This is a genomic window from Allorhodopirellula heiligendammensis, from assembly GCF_007860105.1.
Lineage (GTDB): Bacteria > Planctomycetota > Planctomycetia > Pirellulales > Pirellulaceae > Rhodopirellula > Rhodopirellula heiligendammensis.
Genome location: NZ_SJPU01000003.1, coordinates 680,645 through 696,134, shown reverse-complemented (window position 1 = coordinate 696,134; position 15,490 = coordinate 680,645). Strand labels below are relative to the sequence as shown.

The window sequence follows — 15,490 nt, the reverse complement described above, 5'->3', positions numbered from 1 at the left end:
GCCCCACATCGACTAGCCATGCCTGCCAACACAGAATCCGACATCACGCCTCGCAAGTATCGTTTGCGAACGATCATTGCGTGGCATTGGATTAGTTCAGCTGTCAGTCTTGTAGGCATGATGTTGTTCGCGATCACGGGAATCACCCTCAATCACGCCGCTCAGATTAAGTCAGACGTTGTTACCGAGACGCTGTCGGCCGAGTTACCACCGCAACTACTCGCAACCCTTAACGCCTCTGCCGCTGACGGTCTTGAGCCACTGCCGGTCGAACTCTCCGATTGGCTGGGCGATCAATTTCGAAAGCCGATCGGCCGACGTTCGGCGGAGTGGTCAGAAGATGAAATTTACATCTCGATGCCTGGCCCTGGCAGTGACGCGTGGCTGGCGATCGATCGCGAGACGGGGGCAGTCGAATTTGAACAGACACACCGCGGCTGGGTTTCTTATTTCAACGACTTGCACAAAGGGCGTAACACCGGGGCGGCGTGGAAGTGGGTATTGGATCTTTTCGCACTGTCCACACTCGTATTCTGCGTGACCGGATTGCTGTTGCTGATCGAACATGCGCGGCGTCGTAGTATGACCTGGCCACTGGTTGGTCTCGGATTGGTTGCACCGTGGTTGGTCGCAATTCTGCTCATTCACTAAATACATCTACCAAAAGAAAAGAACTGATTGATGAACACAAAACTGACCGGTGTGATTTTATTTCTCGCTTTGGCGGGCGTAGGTTGGGCGGACGAGCCTACCGCTGACGTGGAGCTTACGATCGAGATCCCGCGCATGAACGTCTCGGAATACCATCGCCCTTACGTTGCGGTATGGATCCAAGACGAAGACCGCCAGGCCGTTGCCAACCTCACCGTTTGGTATCAAATGACGGAATCACAAGAGGGTGCGGGAACGAAGTGGTTGCCGGACCTACGGCAGTGGTGGCGCCGCTCCGGCCGCAGCTTAAAAATGCCCGTTGATGGTGTTTCCGCTGCCACACGTCCAGCTGGCGACCACAAATTATCGTTTGCCTTCACGGATCCTCGTTTCGCTAAATTATCGCCAGGAGACTACAGTCTCGTCGTTGAAGCCTCACGGGAAGTTGGTGGACGTGAACTACTAACGCTGCCCTTCACCTGGCCTTCCGAGAAACTTCAGGTGCAGGAGGCCAAGGGGGAGGAAGAACTCGGTGAAATCAAATTGACCTTACAGCCAGCAAAGTAAGCGTTTCTCACGGACCGCGGACGCGACAAAGCTCCCCCCTCAACCATCACTTTTTCTCTCTCTAGGAATCACCTTTCATGAAACGTTTTTTTCTATCCACACTGTTGCTCGTATCCTTACTACCGGCGACTAGTTTCGCTCATAAAGTTTGGTTGCGTCCCTCACAAACCGTTCTCTCGGGGCCAGAACCTTGGGTGACGGTCGATGCGGCTGTCTCGAACGACCTGTTCTATTTCAACCACTTTCCTCTCAGGCTTGACGGACTGGAAATCATTGCCCCGAGTGGCACCGCGGTCACCGCTGAAAACCAATCGGTCGGCAAATACCGCAGTGTCTTCGATCTACCCCTGACGGAAAAAGGCACCTATCGTATCGCCATCGTCAACCGTGGCGTGTTCGCTGGCTGGGAAGAGGACGGCGAACGAAAGCGATTTCGAGGCACGCCAGAAATGCTTGCGGACGCCATTCCAGCCAATGCGGAAAACGTGCAAGTCACCGAGAGCATCGGTCGAATTGAAACATTCGTCACCAACGGTGCGCCTTCTATCGAGTCGATCCAGCCAACCGGAGAGGGCGTCGAGTTAGTTCCCCTCACGCATCCTAACGATCTTTATGCCGGTGAGACCACCAAGTTCCGCTTGGTAGTCAACGGTGAGCCGGTCGAAGGCATGGAAGTTACCGTCATTCGTGGCGAAACTCGCTATCGCAACGCCCAGGACGAAGTGCAGTTGACCACCGACGCGAACGGTGAGTTTTCCGTCGCTTGGGACGAACCGGGCATGTACTGGCTAGAGACCAGCACCGAAGACAAAAAGACGTCAGTGCCGCAGGCGAATAGTCGTCGCCTGAGCTATGCCGCCACTCTCGAAGTCTTGCCACAGTAGTTCTTTGATGGCCAAGTGTTGCTCACCGCTAACATCGACCAGGGCTGCCAACCTCATCGCAGGGGCAGCCTTGGTCACCGCAGCAATGTTAAGCATGTGGTGGACGCCGGGAGATTGGTGGATCGCCACCCCGCTACCATCGCGTTGGAACTTGGCTACGCTGGTACTGGCGAGCTTCTTGGCAATGCTTGTTTGGACTTGGCAGCGCACTCGTGCCAACGTCAAATCCCAGGCAGTTCGTCGTGAGGGGCTGCACCGCATGGATCCGCAACTCGAACGTAGCTATTTTGATGGCGTTCTCGTTGTGTACGCAAGTGAAACAGGTTTCGCTGAATCGCTAGCCCAGCAAACCTGTGCTCAACTAGAGCAACTCGGCTGTGACATTCGATTGACGCCGATCGACGCAGTCACGCATGAACAGCTGGCCGCAGCCAGACAGGCATTGTTCATCGCCAGTACCGCCGGCCAGGGCGATCCGCCCGATCACGCGATCGAGTTTTCTCAGTCAGTCATGCAGCAGGTGACAAGCCTGGATTCTTTGCAATTTGGCGTGTTGGCGCTCGGCGATCGCAGCTACGACGAGTTCTGTGCTTTCGGTCATCAGATCAACGATTGGCTGCGAGCCTGCGGCGCGCGGGAATTGTTCAGCGTGATCGAAGTGGATGATGAAGACGCTATCGCGCTTCAGACCTGGCACGTTCGTGTCGAATCGCTCTCACAGACCAGTGTCGTCTAAGCGATACGCGAGGCGGCCATCGATGTCTCGAGCAATCCTGAGCGGCTAACCGTTGACGTTGGAGAGATGCGATCTCAGGTGCACATCACCCGGGCGTGTGACTACCATTTCCATAACTGTTTCGATCGATTTTTGCCATGCTTCACGGTGATACGTTTTGACGCAAATGAAGAACTACCGTGAGCGGATAAATTGGGTGGGCGGCGTGAATCCCGAGCGGTAGCATGTGCCCCGTCTGCAGGACGGTGGCCTCCAGCACCCGCGTTTCGGTTATCAGTCAAATCGCATGGGTACCTTTCATCCCCACGCAATGAAACGCAAATAAATGGGCACGTGGTTCAACGAGGCTACCGCGATGCGCGTATACTTCAGTGCTCAAGATTGAACAGTCTCTATAGTGCCGTTATCTCCCCCGCCAAACCGATTCACGAGGCAGCTTTGGCCGTGTGAAAGGTGATGAATTATTAGTTGCGGATCAGTCCCCCGAGAACCACAACGTGATGAAAACTATCCAGTTCCATTTTGCCTTGCCCGCCTGCTTGTGCCAACTCCTGGTTTTGTGCCATGGTGTGTCCGGTACTGCTGCCCCCCCGGCTATGAGTGGCGGACCACCGTTGCCACTGCCGGTCGCTAACCGCACGGAGTTATCGCTCGCCCGAATCTATCATGGTCCCGATTTCAACTTGCAACAGCAGTCAATGCAATGGGACCACCGTGACGACGTCTTGTGGTCGATGCGCGACAATGATGAGGGCCATCCGGAGATCATTCGTCGATCGCTTCCTGATGGCAAGTCAACCGTCGCTATCTCAGCGGATCAGTTCCGTCTTCCCAGCGGTGAGCGGATCTCGATTGACGATTACATCTGGTCGCCCGACCACCAATACTTACTCGTGTTCACCAACTCGGTGCGGGTTTGGCGGTCCCACACCCGTGGAGACTACTGGCTGCTCGATCTAATTTCGAAGTCGTGGCGGAAAATTGGCGGGAAAGATGTTGCGAGCCAATCGTTGATGTTTGCGAAGTTTTCTCCCCAGGGCGATCGCATTTCCTACGTTCGTGATCGTAATCTATTCTGCGAAACTACTGCTACCGGTGAGATCCAGGAGATCGCGACGAGCGACCGACCAGATCTCATCCATGGAACCTTTGACTGGGTCTACGAAGAAGAACTCAAACTCACACGAGGGTTCGAGTTCAGCCCAGACGGGAGTAAGCTAGCCTTTTGGCAATTGGATGAATCGGAAGTTCCAATGCACTCTCTGATCGATAATACGTCGGAAAGGTATCCGATTATCAAACGGTTCGCGTACCCGAAAGTCGGCCAAATCAATGCTGCCGCGAAGATCGGCGTATACGATTTTGAGACGAAGCAAACGGTGTGGCTGCGAATCGCAGGTGATCCACGCCAACACTACCTCGCCGGCTTGCGATGGTTACCCCCGGCTGCAATCGGTGCCAATGAACGTTTGTTGGTTCAACAACTCAATCGGCGTCAAAATGAAAACCGCTTATGGTTGTGCGACGCCTTGACGGGCGATTGCGTAGTGTTGCTGACAGACACCAGTCCTGGATGGCTGATGCACCAAGCGAAGATGCTCTTTTTACCCGAGCAAGAAACCGATTCGGGTGATGGTGTCTTGCGTGAAACAATCGATCTGCTTTGGTTGAGTGAACGAACCGGCTACCGGCATCTGTACCGGGTCGCCATCATGCCGTGGTTAATGACTAGCCCCGTGGATACGAGCGAAGAACTAACCGAAGCCGGCGTGCATCGCGGGGTTTCGCTGGAGCCAATCACGACGGGGCCCTGGGACGTGATCGAGCTCAGTGCTGTCAGCCAGTCTACGGGCGATGTTTTTTTTACCGCGTCGCCAGACGCCCCCACTAGGCGAGCGCTCTACACGACCGCGAGCAACCGGCAAATGCCCGAACCCCACCCGCAACGAGTTTCGCCAGCAGATAATGGCACCTTTCAGTACCAGCTTAGCCACTCAGCAAGCTATGCACTGGAAACTTGGTCAGCATTTTCGGTAGCTCCGGTCATCCGTTTGGTACACCTTGCCCCCTACTCGCGAATGGAGATTTTGGAGGACAACGCTGCTGCAGAGGCGGCAATTTCTGCATTAAATCCAATCGAGCAGCAGTTTATATCGCTTCCGATTGACGACCAGATCTCCCTGGACGCATGGATCATGCTGCCGACGTCAACCGATAGTGCTGAGGAACTCGAACACTCCATACCGCTGGTGGTGCATGTGTATGGCGAGCCGGCGGGCCAGACTGTTCGTGATGCATACGGAGGTCGTACGTATCTGTGGCATCGCTATCTGACGCAACTCGGATTTGCAGTCGCCAGCATCGACAACCGCGGATCAGCGTCACCCCGCGGACGCGAATTCAGGCAGATTGTCCATGGGAAGTTGGGGGTATTACCGCCCGCCGATCAAGCCGCGGGCGTTGGCGAACTACTCAAACGCTTTCCCCAAATCGATCCAGATCGTGTCGGCGTGTGGGGATGGAGCGGCGGGGGATCAACGACGCTGCACAGTGTTTTCCGCTACCCTGAAATCTATGCTGCCGGAATTGCGGTCGCTCCGGTCTCCGACCAACTCGACTACGACACGATTTACCAAGAGCGTTATATGGGATTGGTCGAAGATGACCGCCAACGATTCGTCGATGGATCGCCGCTGACGCATGCCGAGGGTCTCGACGACCCGCTCCTGATCATTCACGGCACGGGCGATGACAATGTTCACTTCGCTTCAACGCAGCGATTGATCAACCGGCTGGTAGCACTCGGCAAGCAATTTCAGATGATGGCCTACCCTGGTCGGTCCCATGCTATTTCCGAGGGCGAAGGGACTGTGATGCATTTGCACCAGTTGATGACTGATTTCCTCGTCCGGACGCTCCATCCCCAGCCATGATCAGGCTGGGTGTTCCAACGACGGAGCTTCTGCGATAATTCGGTACGCCAAGCTTCTATTTGGTTAACTTGGACGACGCCGATGTGAGCCGTGTACCGTTCGACAACCTCGCCACACACGGTCGCCTGTGCGTGCTTCCTCCCCCAATCGATAGTCCCAGCACATCGTGTGGAGGTCCAGACGCCTCAGCAGTCGGTAGGATTTCTTGAAAACTTTCCCTCGACATTAGGATAGCCATGCAAATCTGCAAATATTCCGACGCAACGGGACGATCGCGCGTCGCCCTCGTCGAGGACGCCCAGCTGACTCCCCTGCAGATGACGCCGGAATTAGCGACTCTGGCTGACATTCTCGCCGCGGAGCGACCGATATCCGCGGTTGAGTCATTGGCTCGTAGCGAACCCATCGCAATCGATCAGCAGACCGCCTGGTTGGCACCGATCGACCAACAAGAAGTGTGGGCGGCGGGAGTCACCTATCTGCGCAGTCAAACCGCACGGATGGAAGAATCCGAGGCAGCGGCATCGTGTTACGATCGCGTCTATCAAGCCGACCGACCGGAGTTGTTTTTCAAAGCAACCCCCAGCCGTGTTAGCGGTCACGGCCAGCCGCTGCGTATCCGTCAAGACGCAACTTGGAACGTCCCCGAACCAGAAATCACACTGGTGCTCTCGCCCAAGCTGAAGATCGTCGGTTTGACGATCGGAAATGACATGAGTTCACGCGACATTGAAGGCGAAAACCCTTTGTATTTGCCCCAGGCCAAGTGCTACGACCAGTGCGCCGGCCTCGGACCGTGGATCCGTCTCTACGACGAATTGCCGCCCGTCGACCAAATTACAGTCGATTTGAAAATTCGCCGCGACGGTGCAACCGTCTTTGAACAAGCGACCAGCGCCGCGGAGATGGCCCGGCGGTTCGAAGATTTGGTCGAATGGCTGGGACGAGATAACACATTCGCCACGGGAGCGTTCCTGATGACGGGTACTGGAATCATCCCCGATAACGATTTCACGCTACATCCCGGCGACGTCGTCGATGTCACCATCGCTGGCATTGGCACGCTCTCCAATCCAATCGTGCAATCCACATCACCTACCGCTCCCTAAACCGATGGAACTGACGTGGCACGCAACGAACAGCTGATCCGTCAACACAAGTTGCTGCAATTGCTCGAAGAATCACGCTTCGGGCGGACAGTCAATGAGCTCAAGTCCGACTTGGTCGCCGACCTCGGTCTGACGACGCTGCATGGGCGGACGGTGCGCCGTGACATGGAGGCGTTGCAAGCGGCAGGGTATGACATTCAGAACGAGATGGTCGAGCGAGGCAAGGTATATAAGCTCGGCCGCAATCACACCGCAGTACATGAGATTGCGTTTTCGGCGACCGAGCTGATTGCTCTGTCGATCGGTCGCGAACTACTGACGCCACTGATGGGCACCCAGTACTGGCAGGGTATCGAGACGTTCTGGAATAAAGTTCAGGAGGCAATTCCAGAGGGTGTCTATGAACATTACCAGCGATACCGCAAGGTACTCTACGTATCGGGAACGCCATCGAAGACCTACGCTGCCCAAGCGGGCATGCTTAAAACGATCACCCGGAGTATCCTGGAACACCGTGTGGTCGAAATCGAATACAAATCGGTTGGCCGTCCTGCCACGCGACGCAAAATCGAGCCCTACGCCCTCGCGGTTCATCAAAGTAGTATCTATGTCGTCGCGGCGGCGCCTGAGGTTACCGATGCCGCTGAGAGGTTACGTAATTGGAAGCTCGACCGCTTTCAACACGCCCAAGTTACCGACGACTATTTCAAACCCGATTCCAAAGTGGATCTGGGTAAATTTCTCAGCAAGAGCATCGGGATCTTCTCGGGAGAATCTTCGACACAGGTGCAAATCCGGCTGGGTGCTCGATCTGCCGCTTACTTAAAAGAAGATCCTTGGCATCCCGATCAAGAACTGCAGCCGATCAATCCAAAGCAGCCGTCCAGTGAGGATACGTCTAGCACAGAGCAGATCGACGAACCCAATGTGGCGGCGGATTTTCTGTTGACGGTCCCCGCCTCCCATCCCCGGGAATTGTTACCAAAGGTTCTTGCGTTGGGCGCCGATGCGGAAGTCCTCTCACCACCTGAATACCGCGAGGCCGTCGCTTCCGCCATCGCCACATTGGCGGAACGATATGGTCGTCCGACCGAGTGAGCCGAAGAAGGTACACGGACTGGTGATCGGGCCGCACACAGGTTCGGTCGAACACGCATTTCCTAAACGATTCGAATCCTGATATAGCCTTGAACTGTTTTTAGCGACATTGCAGTGGTGAGGAGTCCCCAGGCTCAGCGCGACCGCGTCCAGGTACCAAGGCCCGTCATGTCGTAGAACTCGCACGATACCGACACTGACTGGCCATCTTCAACCTCGAACGTGATCCCGGTTGGCCCAACCGAATTCTCACCTGGTGGGGTAAAGAGAAACGTGTCGCCGTCATATGGAGTCAAATTAAACGTCATTGCCTGGGGGCCGAGAGTCATCACCAGCGTCCCCGACGAATCGTCAATCATCATCGGGCCATAATAATCGTTCTCGTAAGTTCCGGCGTAGGTGCCCAGCGAAGCCGGCGCCACCGGATTGTTGACGAGCTCAGTCCAGTCTGTGGGGGTCTCCGATTGGTAGAGGTTTGCAAACAACCCCATGTATCCACCGAGCCAGTCACGCGAGACTTTGCCGTGGACGATCAGATCGAGCACCGTGTCCGCGGTGGCCTCGGCCAGTCCAACAGGTTGGCCGTTGGTGATGGTCACCACACCCAGACGTTGCCCCGGGATCATGGAGAAGTTGGTTCCAGTCCCGAGCAGAAATGCTCCTGAATGGGACCAGCTGGTGTATCCGTCGTCTCGAACACTGATGCCCATGCCGAGTCCGTACAGGTTCGCGTGCGCGCTCGGTGCACTCAAGGGGCCCTTGAAGCTGTGCGGCGTTTGCATGGCGAGCAGTGCCGCTGGGTCGATAATGGGCTCGCCACTGAGCACGCCGCCGGCGAGTTGCAGACGCAGCCATTGGCCGAGGTCATTTGCCGTGGAGCATATACCACCGGCGGGCGATTGTGCGTCGGGGTCTCGCTGGTGAGTCGTCACGATCCAGTTGCCGTCAACGTCCCGCTGGTGAGGAGTGGCACGGTTTTCTGCGGCCACGTAGTCCTCAAATCGTGCCGAGGAGTGTTCCATGCCAGCGGGATTGAACAGCCTGAACTTGATCAGTTCTTCCCATGGTATGCCCGCCGCGACCGCCGCAGCCTCGGCGGCTGCGGTCAGTCCGAAGTTGGTGTAGTCGTGCTGGGCGCGAAAGGGAAAGAGCGGCTGCTGGGCAAGTCGAGCGAGGACCTCACGGCGGTCGAAGCCAAGATCCTCCAGCAGATCTCCAGCATGCGCGGGCAACCCACTGCGGTGACTAAATAGGTCCGCGTAGGTCACGTGCTCAGTGACATAGGCGTCCGACAGCCTAAAATCAGGTAGGTGATCAACCACCGGATCCTCCCACGCAATCGTACCGTCACCGACAATCGCGGCGACTGCCGTGGCGCTGAGTGCCTTCGACAATGAGGCAATCTGAAAGACCGTGTCTGGTCCGACTGGATCATCGCTGCCCAGTTTGCACACGCCAAATCCTGCTGAGTACACGACCTCGTCCTCAAACACGACGGCGATGGCCATGCCCGGCACCCCAGTCGCCCGACGCATGTTCTCGACAAGTTCCGGAATGCCGGCGAGCGCCGTGTCAACATTCTCTCGCGTCACGCTCTGGTGAGGATCACCAGGCGGGCCGGTTTGGGCCTGATTCGCTGCCGAGCCCTCGTCGGCCATCGCACTTGAGCACGCGACCACAACGATCGCAACCGCCACTCCGAACACGGCAGGCCGCAGGGCGGCTTTCAGGATTGCGTCCACTGACATCGAACCACTGCGGTAACGAAAACCTGACACCAAGAGAAACGCTGGCATAGTTGTCTTTTTATTAAATTCGTGTGAGCGTGAACTGATTCTCAAAACCATCCAAAGCGTACTGTGTCCACAACTCGGTGTCCAATGATCGCGCGTCAGTCGACACCACGCGGCCGACTCGCCCGAGCCTTGATTGCCGTCTGGTGAACAGCTCGAACGCTGACGCCGCATTCTGAGAATCTTACGGATTGGTAAAAGACTTGAAAGAGATTCCTGCACTCCCGCCGGTGAGTCGAGGTTCTCCAGTTCAGGTATGATGACATCCCACTACCGGGAACAACTACAATCGAGCATCCGCCCCCTTCCACGCTCGTCCCCCGTCCAACTGAGAGAGAACCCGCAGTGAGTTTGCCACGAGTCATCACCGATGGTCCGCTTTCGCCAGATTTGGACAGGATGCTTCACGGTCACGTGGAACTGCTGCCTTGGTCAGCAGCCGATGCGGATCGCGACGATTCAGTTTGCGGCATCTATACCTACGGACATCCGACGGTTGATCACCAGATGATTGATCGCTTGCCGAATTTGCGAGTGATCAGCAATAACGGCGTCGGCGTTGACCACATCGATGTGGCAGCGGCGCGACAGCGGAATGTTGCTGTCGGCAATACGCCTGGAGTATTAGATGGAGCGACCGCCGATATGGCGTTCGCATTGATCCTGGCAGCCGGCAGACGAATCGTCGAAAGCGACCGCCTCGCTCGCGCGGAAGATTTTGACGTCCAAAGACCGCAAGTGCTGATGGCGCATGAGGTTCACGGCGCAACGATCGGCATCGTTGGATTAGGGCAAATTGGTGGACAAGTTGCTCGGCGAGCTCTTGGATTCGATATGCGAGTCCTGTACTACAATCGCCGCGAAATAGTTGACGGCGATATCGCGGCAACCTATGCATCGCTCGACCGCTTGTTGGCAGAATCCGATTATGTCGTCTTGACGGTTCCATTGTCATCGAGCACCACGGGCATGATTGGTACGCGTGAAATTGAATTGATGAAATCAACAGCAGTACTCGTCAATGTCGCGCGAGGTCCCGTCGTGGATACAGCTGCGCTAACACGGGCATTGCAGGAGGGCAAGATTCGAGGTGCTGGGCTGGACGTCACTGATCCCGAACCCTTGCCGCGCGACCATCCGCTCCTGAGCCAATCCAATGCCGTGATCACGCCACATCTGGGCAGTGCTACGTTTGAAACACGGCGAAAAATGGCGGAGCTCTCCGTTGAGAATCTACTGGCAGGACTTCGAGGTGACACCTTAACCACCCCAGTGAACTGACACGTCAAAAACGCGTTCTCCGAATCACGCAAGAGAGTGCGTTTTCCATGATGATCCGCTTGTGCTTTTCATACGATCCATGGCAGCTGATGCGTGCATGGCTGTCGGAGCGGGATTGTCCAGCTACATGCTTCTCGCAATCGCGACCAGGGTTTAGAATCTGCGTCGTTCCACGCCTCGTTTCACTCAGATGACGGAATTCACATGTTACGGTTCGCTTTGGTGTGCCAGTTACTGGCCGGGCTCGCGTTTGCTACGAACTGCTCCGCAGAGGAGCCAACGCAGTTGCCACTGATCCTTGCGCACCGGGGAGGTGCGTACGAGTTCGAAGAGAACACCATGGAGGGTTTCGAAGCCTGCTACGAGCGTGGTATCCGTGGATTTGAAACCGATATTCGAATGACCAAGGATGGGGTCCTGGTGTTGCTGCATGACGATAGTCTGGACCGCACCCACAATGCCAGCGGCCCCGTGGAAGAGAGAACCGCTGACGAGCTGAAGGGAGTGCGCACCAACAAAGGCCAGGCGTTTCTGTTGCTGGAGGACTACCTCAAATACTTCCAGAATAAACCGGGTGTGTACCTCGAATTGGAGATGAAGACCAGCAATAAGAACTTATACCCCGACGCTCGAATTGCGGAGTATTGCGACAAGCTTTATGCGATGGCCAGCAAGTACAAGCCAGCAAACTCAGACTATCTGTTCACGTCCTTTGACGAACGGCCCTTAGTGGTGATGCGCACGCTCGATGCGAACTGGCCGATTGCAATCATCGCCAGCCAACCGCTGTCGCTGGAGTTTATTGAACGCGCAAACCGATTGCACGCCACGCACATCGCATGTCAGATTTCGGGAACATCTCGGAAATGGGTGCAGGAGGCGCAGAAACTCGGCTACAAGATCAACGGCTGGCCTGGCCACGGAGTGGAAGACTACCACCTGGCGATCGGCTTGGGATTGGATGTGGCGTGCACCGACATTCCCTTAGCAATTCAGCGGTTTAAAGAGAAGTTGCCCGCGCGCAACCCAGATACTCCCGAGTGATCTTGTGAGCATAGCATTCACACGTCCCTGCGCAGTGAGCGACCGCTTATCCCACTGCCTTGAAATTGGACATGACGCGGCGTCGCCATCTCATTGGAGGCCCCGCTTTAGAGATCCCGCTACTGATCCGACCAGACGCCAAACTCATTGCCGCTCGGTTCGCTGAACTGGAATCTCCGTCCGCCAGGGAATGTGAAGATTGGTTTAAGAATTGTCCCGCCTGCGGCTTCCACCTTCGCCTGCGTCGCTTCCAAGGTGCGGCTGTAGAAAACCAACAGGGCGGATCCATTGGTGGTCAATGCGGATTGGTTGGACTGAAAGAACCCGCCATCGAGCCCCTCGCCCGCGAACGCACTGTACTCCGGGCCGTAGTCCACAAACGACCATCCGAATGCCTCTTGGAAGAACGATTTCGTGGCGGCTAGATTCTTGCAAGGGAATTCGACGTAATTCAGTTTTTCATGCTCATTCATTCCATGGAACTCCGCGGTAATCGTAGTTTGCAAAAACAGGTATGTCGGGAACTTGGATCGCAGCGAGATTGTTTCAAATATTGAATATCTCAACTCCGTTGGCTCGTTCCTAGACCGGAGCCTGTGAACGAGGTCAAATCTTTCGCTGATAAAAGCGGTCTCAGCCGGGTGTATCTGGTTAAATCTAGCATTTCGAATTTTAGAGGATCGCTCACTCTTCAATGACCGCAATTAAGCCTTCGGTAATTGCGGCTGGACCAAAACTCGACCTGCCCAACCGCGATGATCACTCCTTGTCATCGAGCAGATCTTTCAGCGATGTTGTCTGCCTTTTCTTGTTCCGCTTCGCCTTGGCGGGGCGACGATGTTCAGGCGTGGTGTAGTGCGGGGAGGGTGTGTGCTCCGCCGTCATGATCGCTTCGATTTCTTTGATAATATCTGGGTGCGCCTCAGCGACGTTATTGGCTTCCCCTGGATCAGCTTTGAGGTCGTAGAGCTCAAGCGCATCCCGGGTGCCGGTGCGATAGCCCTTCCAATCTGCTAATCGAACGGATTGCTGGAAATACGGTTCATAGATTTCGAAATAGAGCGGCGTGGGACGGACCTGTCGCTCACGTCCTAAGAGCGACGGTAGAATGGAATAGCCATCCGCTCCTGCAGGCACGGGTACACCGATCAATTCGGCGATGGTCGGCAAGACATCCACAAAAGTAGTCTGGACATCATTGATCGAACCGGGCTGGATTTTCCCGGGCCAGCGAGCGATAAATGGGGCACGGATGCCGCCCTCATAAAGCATTCGTTTGTAGCCGCGATACTGTCCCGTGCTACCGAGTCGCTTGATGAAATTTGCGTTGGCACCATTGTCAGACGTAAAGACAACAAGCGTTTTCTCATCAATTCCGAGGTCTTTCAGCTTCTGCATTACCCGCCCCACGTCGGTGTCATCGAGCGCAACCATCGCGGCGTAGTTCTTTTCCGTTTCCGTCCAGGACCGCTCACCGTAAGGCGAGTTATCGGGAATTTCATAAGCTCCATGAGGCGGCGTCCAGGCGGCATAGCAAAAGAAGGGACGGTCTTTGTTCGCTTCGATAAACTGAATTGTCTCATCGGCGATGCGAGTGGCTGAATAGTCGTCCCAACTCTGATCGCCCGATTGTGTGATCGGGACTCTGACGCTGTTGCGGATCAGATACTCGGTGTAGTAATCGTGGGCATGCCTCTGGTCGTAGTACCCAAAGAAAGTGTCAAAGCCCTGCTTTTCGGGAACGCCCGTCGTGCCAGGATTACCAAGGCCCCACTTGCCGAAGCCACCGGTCGCGTAGCCTGCCTCATGCAACAGTTTTGCGACCGTCATTTGGCCGGTGGGCAGTGCCAGCAGCCCATCCTTGCTCTGGTTGGCCCGACGCTGGGCATGACCGGGATGCAGACCGGTCATCAAGACACATCGCGACGGTCCGCACACGGCATTGCCGCTGTAGGCATTGGTGAACTTCATACCCTCATTGGCGAGCTGGTCAATGTTGGGGGTCACCCCATACTGACAGCCATACGTAGAAAAATCCCCGATGCCCGCATCGTCAACGAGGATGAAGACGATGTTTGGCTTTTCCTCATCCGTGGGAGGCGCACCAAGAGAAGTTCGTGACGAGAAAAGTAAAAGTAGCGATGTAGCAACGACAAGTGCTCGATAGAGTTTCATAGGGCGCCTAGAGGTGCGGGGCATGAACGAAAGTGCCTGGCACTTTCCGACTTCGCGATCCATCACGATGCTTGACCTATGCACGTGGCGGGCGAGACCACAATGGTAGCATCTATACCGCAAAGCGGCGGCGCCAGGTTGGTGCTGCACCTCGTCGCCATCGTCCCGAGCGAACAGCTTTTCGACAGTTCACCAAGACGTGACGGGACAAGGGGCCACTCCTACTCAGGCTCGTTTGCGACGACGTCGCGACTGGACTCCGACCAACACTACCATGCCGATGAACATTGCTGCGGTAGCGGGTTCTGGTACAGCTTCAGTTTCAAACTGAGTCACCAGTCCTGTACGGGTGTTCGAACCTATCGAAATTCCATCAGTCAAGTTAGCATCCCTTGCCGATGCCATACCAGTGGCACCAGGGAACGATGAAACTCCACCGATGATCGTATCCAATCGAGTGAAGTTGCTGCTGGCACTGACTCCAGCAGGAACGATAACTTCCAGTAGCAGATTGCCCAGCGAGGGCCGGTAGAGAAATGGAGTCTGGAATGCAATTTTGAAGTCGAAGTCTTCTACGTCCGAGTCGAATAAGAGTCGATCGGTCGTCAATGTGATGGGGCCACCGAAGACCTGTTGCGAGTCCGCACCTGGATTCAAATCCAAATCCGAACTGATTCCGTTGCGGAAATCGATTGTGGGCGTTCGCGGCGTCGTGGACAGATTGACGATCAAATTATCAAACGTCACCGTGCTTGAAATGAAACTTCCGAAAGCTCCTTGCTTGGGGCGAAAGGCTACCGAGCTGATGGATTGCAATGGTCCCACTCCCGCGAAGAATGATGCGGAATAGACCTGTTGGTAGCGGTTTCCATTCCCATCACCACGAAGGTTGAATGGCGCCTCCGATTGCCCGTTTCCACTGACTCCGTCGCCGGGCGGCGTGGTCACCAGGACACCGGCAGTCGAATTGGACGCGAGAATAGCCGTGCACGATAGCACTACGAGGGCAACTAGATATCGGCGATCGAACATTTAAATGACTCTGGAAAAACTAGGAAATGGGGTGCAGATAGATCGTTTGACACTCAGCGAAAGACTGAGAGGTATCAGCCATTTCGTTTACGCAAATGCCATGCCGTGGGGGGATCGGTCCCCCATGCCCAAGCAATTCGCCCCATAAGCGAGATCGCGGCGTGATGCATCACCGTCCAAGTGCGCG

13 protein-coding genes are annotated in these 15,490 nt (G+C 55.7%); 9 read left to right on the top strand and 4 right to left on the bottom strand.

Features of this window, described 5'->3' with window-relative positions; all coding sequences use genetic code 11:
* Nucleotides 1-18: 18 nt before the first annotated feature.
* From Poly21_RS22520 to Poly21_RS22490, 7 genes are all read left to right on the top strand, one after another.
* Nucleotides 19-651 carry a PepSY-associated TM helix domain-containing protein gene (locus Poly21_RS22520; RefSeq protein ID WP_146409276.1) on the top strand — a complete coding sequence of 211 codons (633 nt, stop codon included), beginning with the start codon at nt 19-21 and terminating at the stop codon, nt 649-651.
* Between the two features lie 30 nt (nt 652-681).
* On the top strand, nt 682-1,218 hold the full coding sequence (locus Poly21_RS22515; protein ID WP_146409275.1) for a DUF2271 domain-containing protein: 537 nt from the start codon (nt 682-684) through the stop codon (nt 1,216-1,218).
* A gap of 77 nt (nt 1,219-1,295) precedes the next feature.
* A complete protein-coding gene (locus Poly21_RS22510) occupies nt 1,296-2,102 on the top strand; it encodes a DUF4198 domain-containing protein (RefSeq protein WP_146409274.1) in 807 nt (268 codons plus the stop codon).
* A gap of 7 nt (nt 2,103-2,109) precedes the next feature.
* The gene (locus Poly21_RS22505; protein WP_302120208.1) at nt 2,110-2,838 is read left to right on the top strand and encodes a flavodoxin domain-containing protein; all 729 of its coding nucleotides are present in this window, start codon (nt 2,110-2,112) and stop codon (nt 2,836-2,838) included.
* A gap of 500 nt (nt 2,839-3,338) precedes the next feature.
* Complete coding sequence (locus tag Poly21_RS22500) at nt 3,339-5,771, top strand: S9 family peptidase (protein WP_146409511.1); 2,433 nt, start codon at nt 3,339-3,341, stop codon at nt 5,769-5,771.
* A 236-nt stretch (nt 5,772-6,007) separates the two neighbouring features.
* The gene (locus Poly21_RS22495; RefSeq protein WP_146409272.1) at nt 6,008-6,880 is read left to right on the top strand and encodes a fumarylacetoacetate hydrolase family protein; all 873 of its coding nucleotides are present in this window, start codon (nt 6,008-6,010) and stop codon (nt 6,878-6,880) included.
* 15 nt (nt 6,881-6,895) lie between these two features.
* The gene (locus Poly21_RS22490) at nt 6,896-7,978 is read left to right on the top strand and encodes a helix-turn-helix transcriptional regulator (protein ID WP_146409271.1); all 1,083 of its coding nucleotides are present in this window, start codon (nt 6,896-6,898) and stop codon (nt 7,976-7,978) included.
* Between the two features lie 134 nt (nt 7,979-8,112).
* Here Poly21_RS22490 and Poly21_RS22485 read toward each other — a convergent pair whose 3' ends face one another.
* Entirely contained in the window at nt 8,113-9,774 is a 1,662-nt protein-coding gene (locus tag Poly21_RS22485; RefSeq protein ID WP_302120205.1) for a serine hydrolase, read from the bottom strand.
* A 342-nt stretch (nt 9,775-10,116) separates the two neighbouring features.
* Here Poly21_RS22485 and Poly21_RS22480 point away from each other — a divergent pair, with 342 nt between their 5' ends.
* Both Poly21_RS22480 and Poly21_RS22475 read left to right on the top strand, forming a co-directional pair.
* Nucleotides 10,117-11,052: a 2-hydroxyacid dehydrogenase gene (locus tag Poly21_RS22480; protein ID WP_302120203.1), complete on the top strand. Its 936-nt coding sequence runs from the start codon at nt 10,117-10,119 to the stop codon at nt 11,050-11,052.
* Between the two features lie 204 nt (nt 11,053-11,256).
* A complete protein-coding gene (locus Poly21_RS22475) occupies nt 11,257-12,096 on the top strand; it encodes a glycerophosphodiester phosphodiesterase (RefSeq protein WP_146409269.1) in 840 nt (279 codons plus the stop codon).
* Between the two features lie 119 nt (nt 12,097-12,215).
* Here the strand turns inward: Poly21_RS22475 and Poly21_RS22470 are convergent, their stop codons facing one another.
* The 3 genes from Poly21_RS22470 to Poly21_RS22460 all read right to left on the bottom strand — a co-directional run bounded on the left by Poly21_RS22470 (nt 12,216) and on the right by Poly21_RS22460 (nt 15,303).
* A complete protein-coding gene (locus Poly21_RS22470) occupies nt 12,216-12,569 on the bottom strand; it encodes a VOC family protein (protein ID WP_146409268.1) in 354 nt (117 codons plus the stop codon).
* Nucleotides 12,570-12,855: 286 nt separating this feature from the next.
* Nucleotides 12,856-14,271: an arylsulfatase gene (locus Poly21_RS22465; RefSeq protein WP_302120201.1), complete on the bottom strand. Its 1,416-nt coding sequence runs from the start codon at nt 14,269-14,271 to the stop codon at nt 12,856-12,858.
* A 225-nt stretch (nt 14,272-14,496) separates the two neighbouring features.
* Entirely contained in the window at nt 14,497-15,303 is an 807-nt protein-coding gene (locus Poly21_RS22460; RefSeq protein ID WP_146409266.1) for a PEP-CTERM sorting domain-containing protein, read from the bottom strand.
* Nucleotides 15,304-15,490 lie beyond the last annotated feature (187 nt).

Coding starts and splice junctions, on each gene's coding strand:
- Poly21_RS22520 (WP_146409276.1), top strand. CDS start 19: ATGCCTGCCAACACAGAATCCGACATCACGCCTCGCAAGTATCGTTTG.
- Poly21_RS22515 (WP_146409275.1), top strand. CDS start 682: ATGAACACAAAACTGACCGGTGTGATTTTATTTCTCGCTTTGGCGGGC.
- Poly21_RS22510 (WP_146409274.1), top strand. CDS start 1,296: ATGAAACGTTTTTTTCTATCCACACTGTTGCTCGTATCCTTACTACCG.
- Poly21_RS22505 (WP_302120208.1), top strand. CDS start 2,110: ATGGCCAAGTGTTGCTCACCGCTAACATCGACCAGGGCTGCCAACCTC.
- Poly21_RS22500 (WP_146409511.1), top strand. CDS start 3,339: ATGAAAACTATCCAGTTCCATTTTGCCTTGCCCGCCTGCTTGTGCCAA.
- Poly21_RS22495 (WP_146409272.1), top strand. CDS start 6,008: ATGCAAATCTGCAAATATTCCGACGCAACGGGACGATCGCGCGTCGCC.
- Poly21_RS22485 (WP_302120205.1), bottom strand. CDS start 9,774: ATGCCAGCGTTTCTCTTGGTGTCAGGTTTTCGTTACCGCAGTGGTTCG.
- Poly21_RS22475 (WP_146409269.1), top strand. CDS start 11,257: ATGTTACGGTTCGCTTTGGTGTGCCAGTTACTGGCCGGGCTCGCGTTT.
- Poly21_RS22470 (WP_146409268.1), bottom strand. CDS start 12,569: ATGAATGAGCATGAAAAACTGAATTACGTCGAATTCCCTTGCAAGAAT.
- Poly21_RS22465 (WP_302120201.1), bottom strand. CDS start 14,271: ATGAAACTCTATCGAGCACTTGTCGTTGCTACATCGCTACTTTTACTT.
- Poly21_RS22460 (WP_146409266.1), bottom strand. CDS start 15,303: ATGTTCGATCGCCGATATCTAGTTGCCCTCGTAGTGCTATCGTGCACG.